Annotated in this window: 10 protein-coding genes; 1 reads left to right on the top strand and 9 read right to left on the bottom strand. The window is 54.5% G+C overall.

Features of this window, described 5'->3' with window-relative positions:
• Window positions 1-141 precede the first annotated feature (141 nt).
• The 3 genes from EAH77_RS12055 to garL form a co-directional block, all read right to left on the bottom strand.
• Window positions 142-1,281 (bottom strand): glycerate kinase, encoded by a 1,140-nt coding sequence (locus tag EAH77_RS12055; RefSeq protein ID WP_140472929.1) that lies wholly within the window; start codon window positions 1,279-1,281, stop codon window positions 142-144.
• 95 nt (window positions 1,282-1,376) lie between these two features.
• On the bottom strand, window positions 1,377-2,261 hold the full coding sequence (gene garR / locus EAH77_RS12050) for a 2-hydroxy-3-oxopropionate reductase (protein ID WP_140472927.1): 885 nt from the start codon (window positions 2,259-2,261) through the stop codon (window positions 1,377-1,379).
• A 17-nt stretch (window positions 2,262-2,278) separates the two neighbouring features.
• Complete coding sequence (gene garL / locus EAH77_RS12045; RefSeq protein WP_140472925.1) at window positions 2,279-3,049, bottom strand: 2-dehydro-3-deoxyglucarate aldolase; 771 nt, start codon at window positions 3,047-3,049, stop codon at window positions 2,279-2,281.
• A 391-nt stretch (window positions 3,050-3,440) separates the two neighbouring features.
• On the opposite strand from garL, the gene garD reads away from it, so the two are divergent.
• Window positions 3,441-5,006, top strand: coding sequence for a galactarate dehydratase (garD, locus tag EAH77_RS12040; RefSeq protein ID WP_140472923.1), 1,566 nt, complete (start codon window positions 3,441-3,443; stop codon window positions 5,004-5,006).
• 776 nt (window positions 5,007-5,782) lie between these two features.
• Here the strand turns inward: garD and gudD are convergent.
• The 6 genes from gudD to dgt form a co-directional block, all read right to left on the bottom strand.
• On the bottom strand, window positions 5,783-7,120 hold the full coding sequence (gene gudD, locus EAH77_RS12035) for a glucarate dehydratase (protein ID WP_140472921.1): 1,338 nt from the start codon (window positions 7,118-7,120) through the stop codon (window positions 5,783-5,785).
• Between the two features lie 40 nt (window positions 7,121-7,160).
• A complete protein-coding gene (locus EAH77_RS12030) occupies window positions 7,161-8,501 on the bottom strand; it encodes an enolase C-terminal domain-like protein (RefSeq protein WP_140472919.1) in 1,341 nt (446 codons plus the stop codon).
• Window positions 8,498-9,874, bottom strand: coding sequence for an MFS transporter (locus EAH77_RS12025; RefSeq protein WP_140472917.1), 1,377 nt, complete (start codon window positions 9,872-9,874; stop codon window positions 8,498-8,500). Before EAH77_RS12025 ends, EAH77_RS12030 begins: the two co-directional genes overlap by 4 nt.
• A 231-nt stretch (window positions 9,875-10,105) precedes the next feature.
• Window positions 10,106-11,263, bottom strand: coding sequence for a CdaR family transcriptional regulator (locus tag EAH77_RS12020; RefSeq protein WP_140472915.1), 1,158 nt, complete (start codon window positions 11,261-11,263; stop codon window positions 10,106-10,108).
• Window positions 11,264-11,466: 203 nt separating this feature from the next.
• Window positions 11,467-12,918, bottom strand: coding sequence for a serine endoprotease DegP (gene degP, locus EAH77_RS12015; protein ID WP_140472913.1), 1,452 nt, complete (start codon window positions 12,916-12,918; stop codon window positions 11,467-11,469).
• A 347-nt stretch (window positions 12,919-13,265) separates the two neighbouring features.
• The gene (gene dgt, locus EAH77_RS12010) at window positions 13,266-14,783 is read right to left on the bottom strand and encodes a dGTPase (RefSeq protein ID WP_140472911.1); all 1,518 of its coding nucleotides are present in this window, start codon (window positions 14,781-14,783) and stop codon (window positions 13,266-13,268) included.
• Window positions 14,784-14,822: the final 39 nt, after the last annotated feature.

Here is a 14,822-nt window from a genome sequence, read left to right as displayed (position 1 = left end):
CATTTGGTGTAGTCGCACAATCAATACCCCAAACCTAGCGCAGCAGACCAGTACGGGTAAAGATGCAGAACACAAATAAAAAACCGGTACAGATTTTCATCAGATACCGGTTTTAGCCGCGCAAAAGGTTCTCCCTCTCGCCTACAATTTTTGCGCCAGCCGGATGGTCGCAGCGATGTTACGCGCCGTCTTGCGTAAATTCTCTGCCGCATTCTCCAGCGCTTCCTCCAGCGTACAGATGGTGTAAAGCACGCTGAAAACGGCGTCAAGCCCATGCTCAAACACCACGTCGACATCTTTGGTCAGGCTGCCGCCGATAGCAATCACCGGCTTATTGTAGCGTTTAGCCACCCGCGCTACACCGATGGGCACCTTACCATTGATGCTCTGGCTATCGATGCGCCCTTCGCCGGTGATCACCAGCGTCGCATCTTTCACCAGCGCGTCCAGCCCGAGCGCTTCGGTGACAATTTCAATTCCCTGGCGCAACTCTGCCCCACAAAATGCATGCAGTGCAGCCCCCATGCCACCCGCCGCGCCGCCGCCGGGGATGGTATCCACATCAATATGCAAATCACGACGGATCACCTTGGCGTAATGGCCGAGATAGCCGTCAAGCTGCTCGATCATTTCTGGCGTGGCACCTTTTTGCGGGCCGAAGACTGCTGAAGCCCCCTCTTTACCGGTCAGCGGATTAGTCACATCACAGGCCACTTCAAAACGGCACGCTTTGATACGGGGATCCAGCCCGCTGACGTCAATACTCGCCAGCTTCTCCAGTTCCCCGCCACCGTAGCCGATCTCCCGGCCCGCCTGAGTCAGCAGTTTTGCGCCGAGCGCTTGCACCATCCCGGATCCGCCGTCATTGGTGGCGCTGCCACCGATGCCAATAATGCAGTGCTTCACGCCGTAGTCCAGCGCGGCGCGGATCAATTCACCGGTACCGAAAGAGGTGGTTTTTAGCGGATTGCGTTTCGCACTGGGAACACTTTCCAGCCCGCTGGCTGCCGCCATTTCGATGAACGCGACTTTCTCATCCCCGGACAATCCGAAGAATGCCTCGAGGGGGTCGCCGAGGGGGCCAGTGACGTTCACCTTCACCACCCGGCCACCGGTTGCCGCAACCATGGCCTCAACGGTGCCTTCACCGCCGTCAGCGACGGGCAGTTTGACGTACTCTGCATCAGGGAATATTTCGCGGAAACCGCTTTCGATGGCCTTTGCCACGTCCAAAGCAGACAAACTTTCTTTGTATGAATCCGGTGCGATCACTATTTTCATAAATTGCACGCGCCGCTGTGGAAAAGCGTCCTGTTGGTTTATTCATTTAGCCAGACCGTAAAACGGCGCATTTTCTGCGCCATTATCCGTAATGACTACCGGGTCACTTCAACCTTCGCTAAGCTTTCATAATAGCGTGCAATTGCACTATGGTCAGACTGACCGTGCCCATCCGCTTTTAGCGCCTGCATCATCTCCATCACCAACGAGGTCAGCGGCAACTGCGCGCCCACGCTGTGAGAGGTGTCCAGTGCATTGGCTAAATCTTTAATATGTAAATCAATTCTGAAGCCCGGTTTGAAATTACGATCCATTACCATCGGTGCTTTGGCTTCTAATACAGTACTGCCCGCCAACCCGCCACGAATGGCCTGAAAAACCAGATTAGGATCAACGCCGGCCTTAGTGGCCAGCACCAAGGCTTCAGACATTGCGGCAATGTTCAGCGCTACAATCACCTGATTTGCCAGTTTGGTGACGTTACCCGCGCCAATGTCACCGGTATGTACCACCGAGCCGGCCATGGTTTTCATCAGCTCATAGCATTTTTCAAACACCGCCTTGTCGCCGCCCACCATCACAGACAGCGTCGCGTCAATGGCTTTGGGTTCGCCGCCGGAGACCGGCGCATCGAGCATGGCGACCTGTTTTTCCGCCAGTACCAGACTGATTTCACGGCTGGCCAGCGGCGCGATAGAACTCATATCAATCACAATCGAGCCCGCTCGTGCGCCTTCAATAATGCCGTTTTCGCCCAGTACCACCTGCTTCACCTGCGGCGAATTGGGCAGCATGGTAATGATAATGTCGCTCTGTTCCGCCACCGCTTTCGGTGTTTCGGCGCGGCTGGCCCCGGCGTCAACTAACTCTTGGGTCGCCTGTGGGTTGTTGTCCAACACAACCAGTTGGTAACCGGCTTTCAGCAGGTTTTTACTCATGGGTTTACCCATGATCCCTAAACCAATAAATCCAATTTTCATGCTGCTAACCTCTTTGGTTATTTGGTGAAACGATCGCACAGCGCCTGCGTTCCGGCGCGGTAAATACCTAAATCACTGCCGACGGCGACAAAGGTCGCACCCCATTCGAGATAACGGCGGGCATCAGCTTCAACCGGTGCCAGAATCCCGCTGGCTTTACCCTGCGCTTTGGCGCGGGCAAAAATGTGACGGATAGCCTCCTGCACCTGCGGATGCCCGGCCTGACCGAGATGTCCCAACGCAGCGGCCAGATCGCTCGGGCCAACAAAGAGGCCATCCACGCCATCAACGGCAGCAATGGCATCAAGGTTGTCGAGCCCGGCCTGGCTTTCTATCTGCACCATCACCGTAATGTTGTCGTTAATCTGGTTGAAATAATCCGGCACGGTGCCAAACATATTGCTGCGATGCGAGACCGATACACCACGGATCCCGGCAGGCGGATAGCGGGTGGCGGCGACGGCCAGTTCAGCCTGCTGTTGGGTTTCCACAAACGGGATCAGAAAGTTGTAGAAGCCAATATCCAGCAGGCGTTTAATCACGACGGGTTCATTACATGGCGGGCGGACTACCGGTGCACTTTTACTGCCCTTCAGCGCCATCAGTTGCGGTACAAAGGTGGTGATGTCATTGGGCGCGTGTTCACCATCGAGTAACACCCAGTCAAATCCGGCCACCCCCAGCACTTCGGTGGCATACGCGCTGCCCATGGCGGCCCAGCAGCCAATCAGGGTTTTGCCTTGCAATAAGTCCTGACGGAAACGGTTTGGAATCAGCTGATCACTCATAGTTACCTCGGTACCTCGGATGTATAAAGGGGACACACTTAACAGACGGCGGCGAACAGCACGCCCTGGTTAACGTCCACTGAGATGGTAAAGCAGTATAAAAATAAGCCCGCCAAATGGCATTGGGCAGAAGCCCAATATTCTGCGTGCAGAAAAAGGTTTTTCGTGGCGTTTACCCATCGCGATGAGAGAGGAATCACAAATCATGTGTGCCGAGATATCCGCGAAAAACAGACAGTGACAGGTGTCACAAAGGGTATGTCAGTTGCCCCAAGGAAGGTGGCATAAAGGCGCGAGAAACTGGTCATATGCCCGATGAACGCGCCCACGCGATCGCCTTAGAATAGACCGGTTAATGTGCAGCACTATTATTCCCTCAGCGGAGACAGTTATGTCACGTCCAAAAGAACAGGCCACTGAAGCGCTATTTATTAAAGTTCATGCCAGCGACAACGTCGCGATTATTGTGAATGACAACGGATTAACCGCCGGCACCCGTTTTGCCTGTGGCCTTGAATTAATCGAGCATATTCCGCAGGGCCACAAAGTGGCGCTGGAGCCTATCGCTAAAGGCGGCGACATCATCCGTTATGGCGAAGTCATTGGCTATGCCCTGCGCGATATCACCCGAGGGAGCTGGATCGACGAGTCTCTGGTGGCACTGCCGGTCGCACCGCCGCTCGACGCCTTGCCGCTGGCCACCCGCGTGCCCTCCCCGCTGCCGCCGCTGGAAGGCTATACCTTTGAAGGTTACCGCAACGCAGACGGCAGCGTTGGCACCAAGAATTTGCTGGCCATCACCACCAGCGTCCAGTGCGTGGCGGGCGTGGTTGATCACGTGGTTAAAATTATCGAACGCGACTTGCTGCCGCACTATCCGAACGTCGATGGCGTGGTCGGGCTGAATCATCTTTATGGCTGCGGCGTGGCGATCAACGCACCGGCAGCCGTGGTCCCCATCCGAACGATCCACAATCTGGCGCTCAATCCGAATTTCGGCGGTGAAGTGATGGTCGTTGGCCTCGGCTGTGAGAAGTTACAGCCCGAACGCCTGCTGGAAGGCACACCGGATGTTCAGCCAATTTCACTTGATGATGTGCACATTGTGCGCTTGCAGGATGAACAACACGTCGGCTTCCAGTCGATGGTCGACGACATTCTAAACGTCGCCCGCCATCACCTCGAACGGCTTAACCGCCGCCAGCGGGAAACCTGTCCGGCGTCGGATTTAGTGGTCGGCACCCAATGCGGCGGCAGCGACGCGTTCTCCGGTGTCACCGCTAACCCGGCCGTGGGTTATGCCTCCGATCTGCTGGTACGCTGCGGTGCTACAGTGATGTTTTCGGAAGTGACCGAAGTGCGCGATGCGATTCACCTGCTGACACCGCGTGCAGCCGATGAAAACGTCGGTAAGCGCCTGCTCGAAGAGATGGCGTGGTATGACAATTATCTGTCACTGGGGCAGACCGACCGCAGCGCCAATCCTTCGCCGGGCAATAAGAAAGGCGGCCTGGCCAACGTGGTAGAAAAAGCGCTGGGTTCGATCGCGAAATCTGGCACCAGCGCGATTGTCGAAGTGCTCTCCCCCGGCCAGCGCCCGACTAAAAAAGGGCTAATTTACGCCGCCACACCGGCCAGTGATTTTGTCTGCGGCACCCAGCAACTGGCCTCCGGTATTACGGTTCAGGTCTTCACCACCGGGCGCGGCACCCCTTATGGTCTGGTGGCCGTGCCGGTAATCAAAATGGCGACCCGCACCGCACTGGCGAATCGCTGGTTTGATTTGATGGACATCAACGCCGGCACCATTGCCACCGGAGATGCCACCATCGAGGATGTCGGCTGGGAGCTGTTCCACTTCATTCTGGACATCGCCAGCGGTCGCAAGAAAACCTGGTCAGATCAATGGGGGATCCATAATGCCCTGGCGGTGTTTAACCCGGCACCGGTCACTTAATCGGGCTGCCGCCCAAACTGGCTTTTAAATTCAACGTCAAGGCCTTGGGCTGCCGCCCAAACCTGCTTTAAAACCAAAACCGCGGGCTCGCCGCCCACACGGGCCCAAAGGAGGTTTAAACGAACCTCCTTTGGAATCCTGTGTTTTTTTAACTGCGCGCTATCGCTGGGACGAAGGACATATTTCGCAACTTCCGAGTGGGGCGCAAAATGTCACGGCTTCGCCGTCCCCGTATTTCGGGATTCGAGCCTAAGGTCTCGAACCTCTCATCCGGTGCCATTTTTGACTGCGCCTTGGCGGCTATATAAAGAAAAAGATAAAAGCAAAAAGACAAAACCGGTCAGGTTTTGAATTTAAAAAAGCCTGGGCCGCATTCAAAACGACGTCGAGTGAGCGGCGCAAAACCGCGAGTCTTTTTACGCGGGTTGAAGCCCGAAATGAGAGGACCGCGCAGCGGCGGAGTTTGCGGCTATAACTGCGGCCCCTGAAACACGGCCATTGTGACCAGCGCAGCTGGAGGAGCCACATAAAAAAACGCAGGAGTTACAAGAGGAGGTTCGTTTAAACCTCCTTTTGGGCCGGTTTGGGCGGCAGCCCAAGGTCTTGACTTTGCATTAAAAAAAGCGAGTTCGGAGCGCGATCCGAAGCTAGGTCGGTGTGAGCCGACGCCCACGGTTTTGACCTTAAAGTTGAAGTTGAAGTTGAAATTGAAATTGAAATTGAAATTGAAATTGAAAATTAAGTTTTACCCAGCTTTTCCAAAAGCCCAAAAGCGGTTAGCGAACAAGACACGGCTTCTTCGGATCAAACTTCCAGTCTGGCACCAGGAACTGCATGCCCATCGCGTCATCCCGCGCCCCCAGCCCCATGTTTTTATACAACTCGTGGGCTTTCATCACCTGATCCATATCGAGTTCCACACCAAGGCCCGGTCTTTCTGGCACTTTCACCATGCCGCCTTTAATCTGCAACGGTTCTTTGGTCAGACGCTGATTGCCCTCCTGCCAGATCCAGTGAGTGTCGATGGCGGTGATTTTGCCCGGAGCAGCGGCGGCAACATGGGTGAACATCGCCAGTGAAATGTCAAAGTGGTTATTAGAGTGTGAACCCCAGGTCAGGCCCCATTCATGGCACATCTGCGCAACGCGTACCGACCCCTGCATAGTCCAAAAATGCGGGTCCGCCAGCGGAATATCCACGGATTTCAGCTGGATAGTGTGCCCCATCTGCCGCCAGTCAGTGGCGATCATATTGGTGGCCGTTGGCATACCGGTGGCCTGACGGAATTCAGCCATCACTTCGCGGCCGGAAAAGCCCTGCTCTGCGCCACACGGATCTTCCGCATAGGCCAGTACGCCACGCAGCTGTTTACCTAAACCAATGGCCTCGTTGAGTGACCATGCGCCATTCGGGTCTAACGTAATGCGAGCCTGAGGGAAGCGTTTCGACAGCGCCGTCACGGCTTCGGCCTCTTCGCTGCCACGCAGCACACCGCCTTTCAGTTTGAAGTCATTAAAACCATATTTTTCATAAGAGGCTTCGGCCAGACGCACAATGCTGTCCGCATCCAGCGCCGTTTCGTGGCGCAGGCGGTACCAGTCGCAGCGCTCGCCGGACTGATTCTGGTACGGCAAATCCGTTTTATTACGATCGCCGATGTAGAACAGATAACCAAGCATTTCGACCGCGTCGCGCTGCTGGCCGTCACCGAGCAGGGAGGCAACGCTAACGTTAAGATACTGACCGAGCAGGTCCAGCATCGCCGCTTCAATGGCGGTCACCACGTGAATGGTGGTACGCAGATCAAAGGTTTGCAACCCGCGCCCGGCGGCGTCGCGGTCGGCAAACTGGCCGCGCACGGCGGTCATGACATTTTTGTATTCACCCAGCGTTTTACCCACCACCAGCGGTTGTGCGTCTTCAAGCGTCTGACGGATTTTCTCGCCGCCTGGCACTTCTCCGACGCCGGTGTTGCCGCTGTTATCGGTAAGAATCAGAATATTACGGGTGAAATAAGGCGCATGTGCGCCGCTGAGATTGAGCAGCATGCTGTCGTGACCGGCAACCGGGATCACCTGCATGGAGACAATTTTTGGAGTAGAAGACGTGGTCATAGTGTGTCCTTTTCAAAAGCCGTTGAAGAGTGGCATAGCATCAGCGCCCAAGCGCCGGGCGTTTGCGATCAAATGTCCAACCGGGGATCAGGTATTGCATGGCAGCGGCGTCATTGCGCGAGCCGCCGGGCAGTTTTTGATGTAATTCGTGTGCCTGACGGATCCTGTCCATGTCGACCTCGACACCCAGCCCAGGTTTTTCAGGCACTTTGATTTTGCCGTTAACGATCTGCAACGGCGCTTTGGTCAGGCGCTGATCGCCCTCCTGCCAGATCCAGTGGGTGTCGATCGCCGTCGGTTTACCCGGCGCGGCGGCAGCGACATGGGTAAACATCGCCAGTGAAATATCGAAATGGTTGTTGGAATGACAACCCCAGGTCAGGCCCCAGTCGTCGCAGAGTTGTGCAACGCGAACTGCGCCATGCATGGTCCAAAAATGAGGGTCGGCCAGCGGAATATCCACTGCCTGCAACATCACCGCGTGCTGCATTTCGCGCCAGTTGGTGGCGATCATATTGGTGGCGACAGGTAAACCGGTCGCGCGGCGAAACTCCGCCATCACTTCCCGGCCAGAAAAACCCTGCTCGGCACCGCACGGATCTTCCGCATAACTGAGGATCCCCTGCATGTTTTTACACAGATCAATCGCTTCATCCAGCAGCCAGGCCCCATTGGGATCGACCGTGATCCGCGCCTCGGGGAAGCGCTTAGCCAGTTCGCACACCGCCTCGATCTCTTTTTCGCCGGGCAATACGCCGCCCTTTAGTTTGAAATCCTTAAAACCGTAGCGATCCTGCGCCGCTTCGGCCAGCCGGACAACGGCGTCGCTGTTCATCGCGGCCTGATGGCGCAGGCGATACCAGTCGTGGCCGCGCTGTTGAGTACCGTCGAGATAAGGCAAATCGGTTTTCTGCCGGTCACCGATGTAAAACAGATAGCCGAGGACGGTCACTTCATCGCGCTGTTTACCCGGCCCGAGCAGTTCACATACCGGCACGCCGAGGAACTGGCCCAGCAGGTCAAGCAGCGCGGCTTCCAGCGCCGCCACGGCGTTAACCCGCAGCTCGAACGTCCAGGCACCTTTACCGAAAGAGTCGAAATCCGAGGACTGATTACCGGCATGAATCTGATGCACCAGCCGATTCATGCGCGCCACTTCCTGCCCTTTAACCTGGGGGATAGCCTCGCACAGCGTGTTGTAAATCACCTCACCACCCGGCGCTTCCCCAACGCCGGTATGCCCGGCGCTGTCTTTTAAAATCACGATATTACGGGTGAAATACGCGCCGTGCGCACCGCCGATATTCATCAGCATACTGTCATGACCGGCTACAGGGATCACCTGCATGTCGGTGATCACCGGAGAGTGTTGAGTACTCATCTTAATTTTCCTCCTGCTGCCTCAGGGCTGACGAAAGGGCGCAGCTGAATACGCTCGATTTTGCCCACAATAAACACATAGCTGACCACTGCCAGCAAAGCGTGGATGCCGACATAAATCAGCGCGCCGTTGAAAGAACCGGTAGAGCCGATGATGTAACCGATAGCGATTGGCGTGATGATGCCGGAAACGTTACCGAACATATTGAACAAACCACCGCTCAGGCCGCTGATCTCTTTTGGCGCGGTATCTGCCATCACCGCCCAGCCCAGTGCACCTAATCCTTTGCCGAAGAAAGCAAAGGCCATAATGCCGACCACCATCCATTCGGTGTCCACGTAGTTGCAGGCCACCATCGAAATGGAGAGCAGCATACCGACGACAATCGGCGCTTTACGGGCAAATGTCAGGTTGTCGGTTCTGCGCATCAGGTAATCAGAAATCACACCGCCGAGGACGCCGCCGAGGAAACCGCAGATCGCCGGAACCGATGCCACCATCCCAGCTTTGAGGATCGACATACCGCGCGCCTGCACCAGATACACCGGGAACCAGGTGATAAAGAAGTAAGTGATGGCGTTGATACAGTACTGACCGAGATACACGCCAATCATCATTCGTGATTTCAATAATTGCTTAACCTGGAAAAGCTTTTCACCTTTGACAGCTATTTTTTTGGCGCTTTTCTGATCCATGTTGATCAGCGCACCACCGGCTTCCATGTAGTCGAGTTCTGCCTGATTCACGCCCGGATGATCTTTCGGATCATGGATCACTTTTACCCAGACAAAGCTGAGGATGATCCCAAGTCCGCCCATAAAGAAGAACACGTGCGACCACCCGACAGCGTGCGTCAGCCAGCCCATGATGGGGGCGAAGATCACCGTCGCGAAGTACTGGGCAGAGTTGAAAATAGACACGGCGGTTCCGCGCTCTTGTGCCGGGAACCAGGCCGCAACGATACGGCTGTTGCCGGGGAACGACGGCGCTTCAGCCAGCCCGACCAAAAAGCGCAGGGCAAACAACGACGCCACAATGCCAAAACCGCTGAAAAGATCCACAAAGCCCTGTAGCAGCGTGAACAGCGACCAGATGAAGATGCTGTAGAAGTAGACTTTCTTCGAACCGAATTTATCCAGCAACCAGCCACCGGGAATTTGCCCAATGACGTAGGCCCACGAAAAGGCCGAGAAGATGTAACCCATACCGACGGAGTCGAGGCCGATATCTTTGGCCATCGCCGAACCGGCAATCGACAGCGTCGCGCGGTCGCCGTAGTTGAAGGAGGTGACAATAAATAACATCACCACTATCCAGTAGCGGGCGTTAGTTCTTTTTTGTGTCACGCTCGCCGCTGAGCTTAATGTATCCATGGTGTTCTCCAGAATAACTTGCCAGGCAAAATTCACTCCCCCCACAGAACATGTAGGGTTCAGGGGGAATGGGGGAAAAGCCTGATCGAGTATAAGAACAACCCCATGGCGACTCATTAGGCAAACCAACAAGCATAAATTCAGAATTGCAGTTTTCTTATGGCGGATGCCCAGAGCAATGCGAAACAGCTCACGAAATGCTCCAGGAGTGTGATCCCGGGGAGGTTTGTCTCAGCGCTCGTTGTCGAGTTGCAAGGCGATGTAGAGCAGCAGGCGGTCGTCAAAGTTACCCAGATCCAACCCGGTGAGTTCAGAGATACGGTTCAGGCGGTATTCAAGGGTGTTGCGGTGAATGTAGAGCGCTTTGGAGGTCGCTGTAGGTTGAACGTTATTGCTAAACCACGAGGAGAGCGTACGCCGCAGCAGGCCGTTGCTGTCCATCGATTTCAACCGTGCCAGCGGCCGCACCAGTTCATCGGCCTGCCAGCCGCCGCGCAGGCTGTCGAGCAGCACCGGCAGGACCAGATCCTGATAACAATAGCTGCGCTGTTCCGGCATCCGTTGTTTGCCGACGCTCATGGTCGTGCGCGCCGTGCGGTAGGAACGCGCGATGCTGCCAGGACCGGTGAAATAGTTGCCCAGTGAAATACGGATACGCAAACGGCCGGTTTCCGTCATGCGCGACAAGAGATGGTCGATACGCTGGCGGTGCGCTTCCGGGTCCCAGCGGTCGAAATTGTTCAGCGCCGGTTTCAGCACGACCATTTCCGTCAATGACACGATGGCGATCAGGTTATCGCGCTCCGGCGTGGTGAGCAGAGTTTGCAATTGCTGAAGCTCCGCCATTGCGCTGTCTACCCCCAACTGGCCGCTGTCCACCTCTACCACGGCCGCAATACGCGGTTTATTCAGATCAATGCCGAGGCGCTGCGCCCATTCGTTTAGCGCAGGTGAAAGCACATCCACGCGGATCAAATTCAGCACCAGCTCTTCACGCAGGCGGCTGTCCTGCGCCAGCATGTTCAGTAAACGCGCCTGTTCGAGCATCATTTCTGCCGTCATGCACACCAGTTCGCCATACTGACGCAACTGCGTAGGGTTGCCGGTCAGGCCGATCACACCGATGATCTCGCCATCAATACGCAGGGGCAAATTAATGCCGGGCCGTACGCCGTGCAGATGCCGGGCAACACCGTCATCAATATCAACAATCCGCATCTGCGATATCGCCAGCAATGCCCCTTCGTGCAATTCCCCAAGACGCTCCTCGTCACCGCTGCCGATGATTCGGCCACGAGCGTCCATGACATTCACATTACTATCAATAATTTGCATCGTGCGGGCTACGATTTTCTGCGCCAGCTTTGCATCGAGATGATATGCCGCCATGGACTGCTGCTCCTGCCGTGAGATCAATGATCAAACAGCATACTCAGCGGCTCTGCACCAAACATTATGCAAATGCCCAAAGCGTAAAAAAACCCGCCGGAGTTGCGGGTAGAGTCACAGTTTTGCTGTCGCAGTGTTGGCACCCACGAATAAAAAAGGCACGCCGAAGCGTGCCTTAGAGAATCGCGGTTAAACCGCAAAAATTACTGCGCTAACAGATAGATTGAGGTATCGCCACGTTGAATATCCAACGCCAGTACAGAAGGCTTGCTGTCGAGGATCTTACGCAGTTCGCCCAGATTAGCGACTTTCTGCTGGTTAACACCGAGGATCACGTCATCCTTTTTCAGGCCAACGCGTGCCGCAGCACTGCCCGGTTTCACCGCATCCACTTTCACGCCTTTCTGCGCGCCAGACTCTGCGTTGCTCAGCTCAGCCCCTTCGATACCGGTGTAGATATTGCCGGAATCGACTTTCGCCGTTTGTGTGCTCTGCTCAATGGTCACGTCAACATTGACCGGTGCGCCATCGCGCAGCAGGCCCAACGTGACTTTGGTGCCGATAGGCAGCGTGCCAATGTCAGCGCGGAAGGATGCGAAGCTGCTGATCGGTTTACCGTTCATGCTCAGGATCACGTCGCCCGCTTTAATACCGGCTTTTTCCGCCGCAGACTTCGGCATCACCTGGCTGATAAAGGCCCCGCGCTGTGCATCAACCTTCATGGCTTTCGCCAGTTCAGAGTTTAGCTCAGTCCCCATAATGCCCAGCTCACCGCGTTTCACCTGACCGAATTCGATCATCTGCTTGGACAGGTTTTGCACCATGTTGCTCGGGATCGCAAAACCGATACCGATGTTGCCGCCGTCCGGCGCGAGGATCGCGGTGTTCAGACCGATCAGCTCACCGTTGAGGTTCACCAGCGCACCACCAGAGTTACCCCGGTTAATCGCGGCATCAGTCTGGATAAAGTTTTCGTAGTTTTCGATATTCAGGCCACTACGTCCCAGCGCGGAAACGATACCGGACGTCGCGGTTTCTCCCAGACCATAAGGGTTACCGATAGCCACGGTGTAGTCACCAACGCGCAGTTGCTCGGAGTCTGCGATTTTAATCGCCGTCAGGTTTTTCGCGCCAATCAGCTGGATAACCGCGATATCTGAGCGTGGATCTTTACCGATCACTTTGGCTTCAAATTTACGGCCATCATTAAGCTGTACGGTAATTTTGGTGGCGTTATCCACCACGTGGTTATTGGTGACGACATAGGCTTTATCGGCATCGATGATCACGCCGGAACCCAGCGCACGGAAATCTTCTTTCTGTTGCTGAGGTGCCTGTTGTGCACCATCAGGACCCTGACCACCGCCCTGGCAAACAGGTGAACTCTGGAACGGCGAGCCGTCCTGGCACAGTGGCGAATTCTGGCCAAAGAATTGCTGGAACTGTTGGCCCATTCGCGGCGTTTTCACTTCTGCGCTGCCTTCAACATTCACACTGACCACAGAAGGCATCACTTTTTCCAGCATAGGCGCCAGACTAGGAACTTGAGTTGTGCTTGAAGACGCCGTTTCTGCGGCAAACGCCGATGAAACCGGGGCCACAGCCATACCAATACTTAACGCTAATGCGCTTAGGAATAGAGTAGATTTTTTCATCAGTCGTAATCTCTTTAATGAGTTTTTAAATTTATACGTGGCAACCGTAAGCGGTCACCTTGCTTGGTAGTCGTGGTACTGAGATATTATTAAAAACGTGAAGTTCATTTTGGTCGAAATCACAATGGTAAAAAATTATTGTGGTTATTTACAAAAGCTTAATTTTTAACCAGATGACCTCATGGCATTAATATTTGTTCCCTTTCAAATTATTCAAGGGAGATACCCTAAATAATCCGGGCTGCAGGGCGATGGCAACTCAATAAACCCCGTTAAGCATAGCTAACCTGATGATCAGAATGAATAATACTGCCAACAACGCGGCAGCTTGAAATATGACAGGGATATTATTCAGCAGCCATTAAACGGCGATACTCATCGTAAGCGTAAAGATCTGTCATGCCGCTGATATAATCCTGAATCATGCGTGCCCGGTAATAAAACTCACCGACCTGCTGCTGATTTTCAGGTTGCTGATTCAGCCTGGCGACGGCTTCGTTATAGGCCAGACGGTGTTTGGCGGATAACTTATGAAACAGCCGGGTTTCAATAGGATACTGGCGGTGAGTATCCTCGCTGACCAGTTGGCGGAATTCCTGCAAAGGCATATCCAATATCGGACTGTAAATATCCAATAGTCCGCTAATGACACGGTAGCCCTGTAATTCCAGCTCTTCGACTTCGTGATGATTAAAGACGTGTTTAAATGCCACGTTTTTATATATTTTCAACAACCTATTAGCCTGACTAACGTCTTCGAGTAACGCCTGATTAAAGCTTCCCTCAAATATTGCGGGCAGATTATCGATAAACCGAATAGCAGCGTGCGGCACCAGATGTTTTACCGTTTGCACCCGAAGTTCCATAAAGAAATAATCCACCGGGTTGCGGAAGGTTTTGGCTTTATTCATTTTATGATAGGCCATCCGCACCACCTTTTCGAACCAGTCGCCCTTAATTCCCTCGCCCCACTCGCGTTCGAGGTGGCCAAACAGTTGCTCCACGCTGAAAATATTCTTTTCTACGGCATCTTCCAGATCGGCGATGCAGTAAGAGATATCATCCGCGGCTTCCATAATGTAGGTCAGCGGGAAACGGCTGAACTCGCCCATATCCAGCTCTTCGCGCAACCGCTCGATGAACGGCTCTTCCGCCAGATAAAACCCCGGTTTTTTCATCAGGTAGTTGTGGTTTTCCGGCATCGACGCGGCCCAGTACGCCGGGCGGGTGTACTTTAAAATACAGGCGGTTTGCGAGAACGTCAGGTTGAGTTTGAGCAGGGTAAACACCAGCCGGATGGCCTGCGCATTGCCGTCAAAATTACATAAATCATGGCGGATTTTACTGCGAAACAGGTTCAGTTGATCTTCCCCTTCCAGCAGACGCAGGAAATTGAAGGTACAGCTGTCGGCACTTTGCGGCACCGCCCCGCAACTGGCGATATCCATCCGTTTCGCAAACCAGTTGTTGATTGCTGACTCGCCAAAATGACCAAACGGCGGATTGCCGATGTCATGCATCAGGCAGGCCATTTCCACCACGCTTTCGAAGGGATCGGTGAAGTTGCTTAGGCCGAGTGCATCGAGTTTTTCCTGCTTGCGTAAGCGGTGTAAAATCTCTTTGGCGATATGACGGCCTACCTGCTGAACCTCAAGAGAGTGCGTCAGACGGCTGCGCACTGCCGCGTTTTTCTCCAGCGGGAAAACCTGGGTTTTTTGCTGTAACCGGCGGATAGCAGCCGAGTTAATAATGCGCCCGCGGTCGCTTTCAAACTGGCGCACGACGTCATATTCATCACGCGCTTCAATCGGCGGACTGAAAGGACGCTGGAAATTGAATTTGTTCTTAAAATCGATCCCGGACATGTTCCCTACCCTTTTCAGCCACGCACGCGCCATTCTGGC

It is taken from the genome of Ewingella americana (assembly GCF_006438725.1).
Taxonomy (GTDB): Bacteria; Pseudomonadota; Gammaproteobacteria; order Enterobacterales; family Enterobacteriaceae; genus Ewingella; species Ewingella americana_A.
This window is presented reverse-complemented; position numbering and strand designations above follow the sequence as displayed.

Coding starts and splice junctions, on each gene's coding strand:
- garR (WP_140472927.1), bottom strand. CDS start 2,261: ATGAAAATTGGATTTATTGGTTTAGGGATCATGGGTAAACCCATGAGT.
- EAH77_RS12025 (WP_140472917.1), bottom strand. CDS start 9,874: ATGGATACATTAAGCTCAGCGGCGAGCGTGACACAAAAAAGAACTAAC.
- EAH77_RS12020 (WP_140472915.1), bottom strand. CDS start 11,263: ATGGCGGCATATCATCTCGATGCAAAGCTGGCGCAGAAAATCGTAGCC.
- EAH77_RS12055 (WP_140472929.1), bottom strand. CDS start 1,281: ATGAAAATAGTGATCGCACCGGATTCATACAAAGAAAGTTTGTCTGCT.
- EAH77_RS12030 (WP_140472919.1), bottom strand. CDS start 8,501: ATGAGTACTCAACACTCTCCGGTGATCACCGACATGCAGGTGATCCCT.
- gudD (WP_140472921.1), bottom strand. CDS start 7,120: ATGACCACGTCTTCTACTCCAAAAATTGTCTCCATGCAGGTGATCCCG.
- garD (WP_140472923.1), top strand. CDS start 3,441: ATGTCACGTCCAAAAGAACAGGCCACTGAAGCGCTATTTATTAAAGTT.
- dgt (WP_140472911.1), bottom strand. CDS start 14,783: ATGTCCGGGATCGATTTTAAGAACAAATTCAATTTCCAGCGTCCTTTC.
- garL (WP_140472925.1), bottom strand. CDS start 3,049: ATGAGTGATCAGCTGATTCCAAACCGTTTCCGTCAGGACTTATTGCAA.
- degP (WP_140472913.1), bottom strand. CDS start 12,918: ATGAAAAAATCTACTCTATTCCTAAGCGCATTAGCGTTAAGTATTGGT.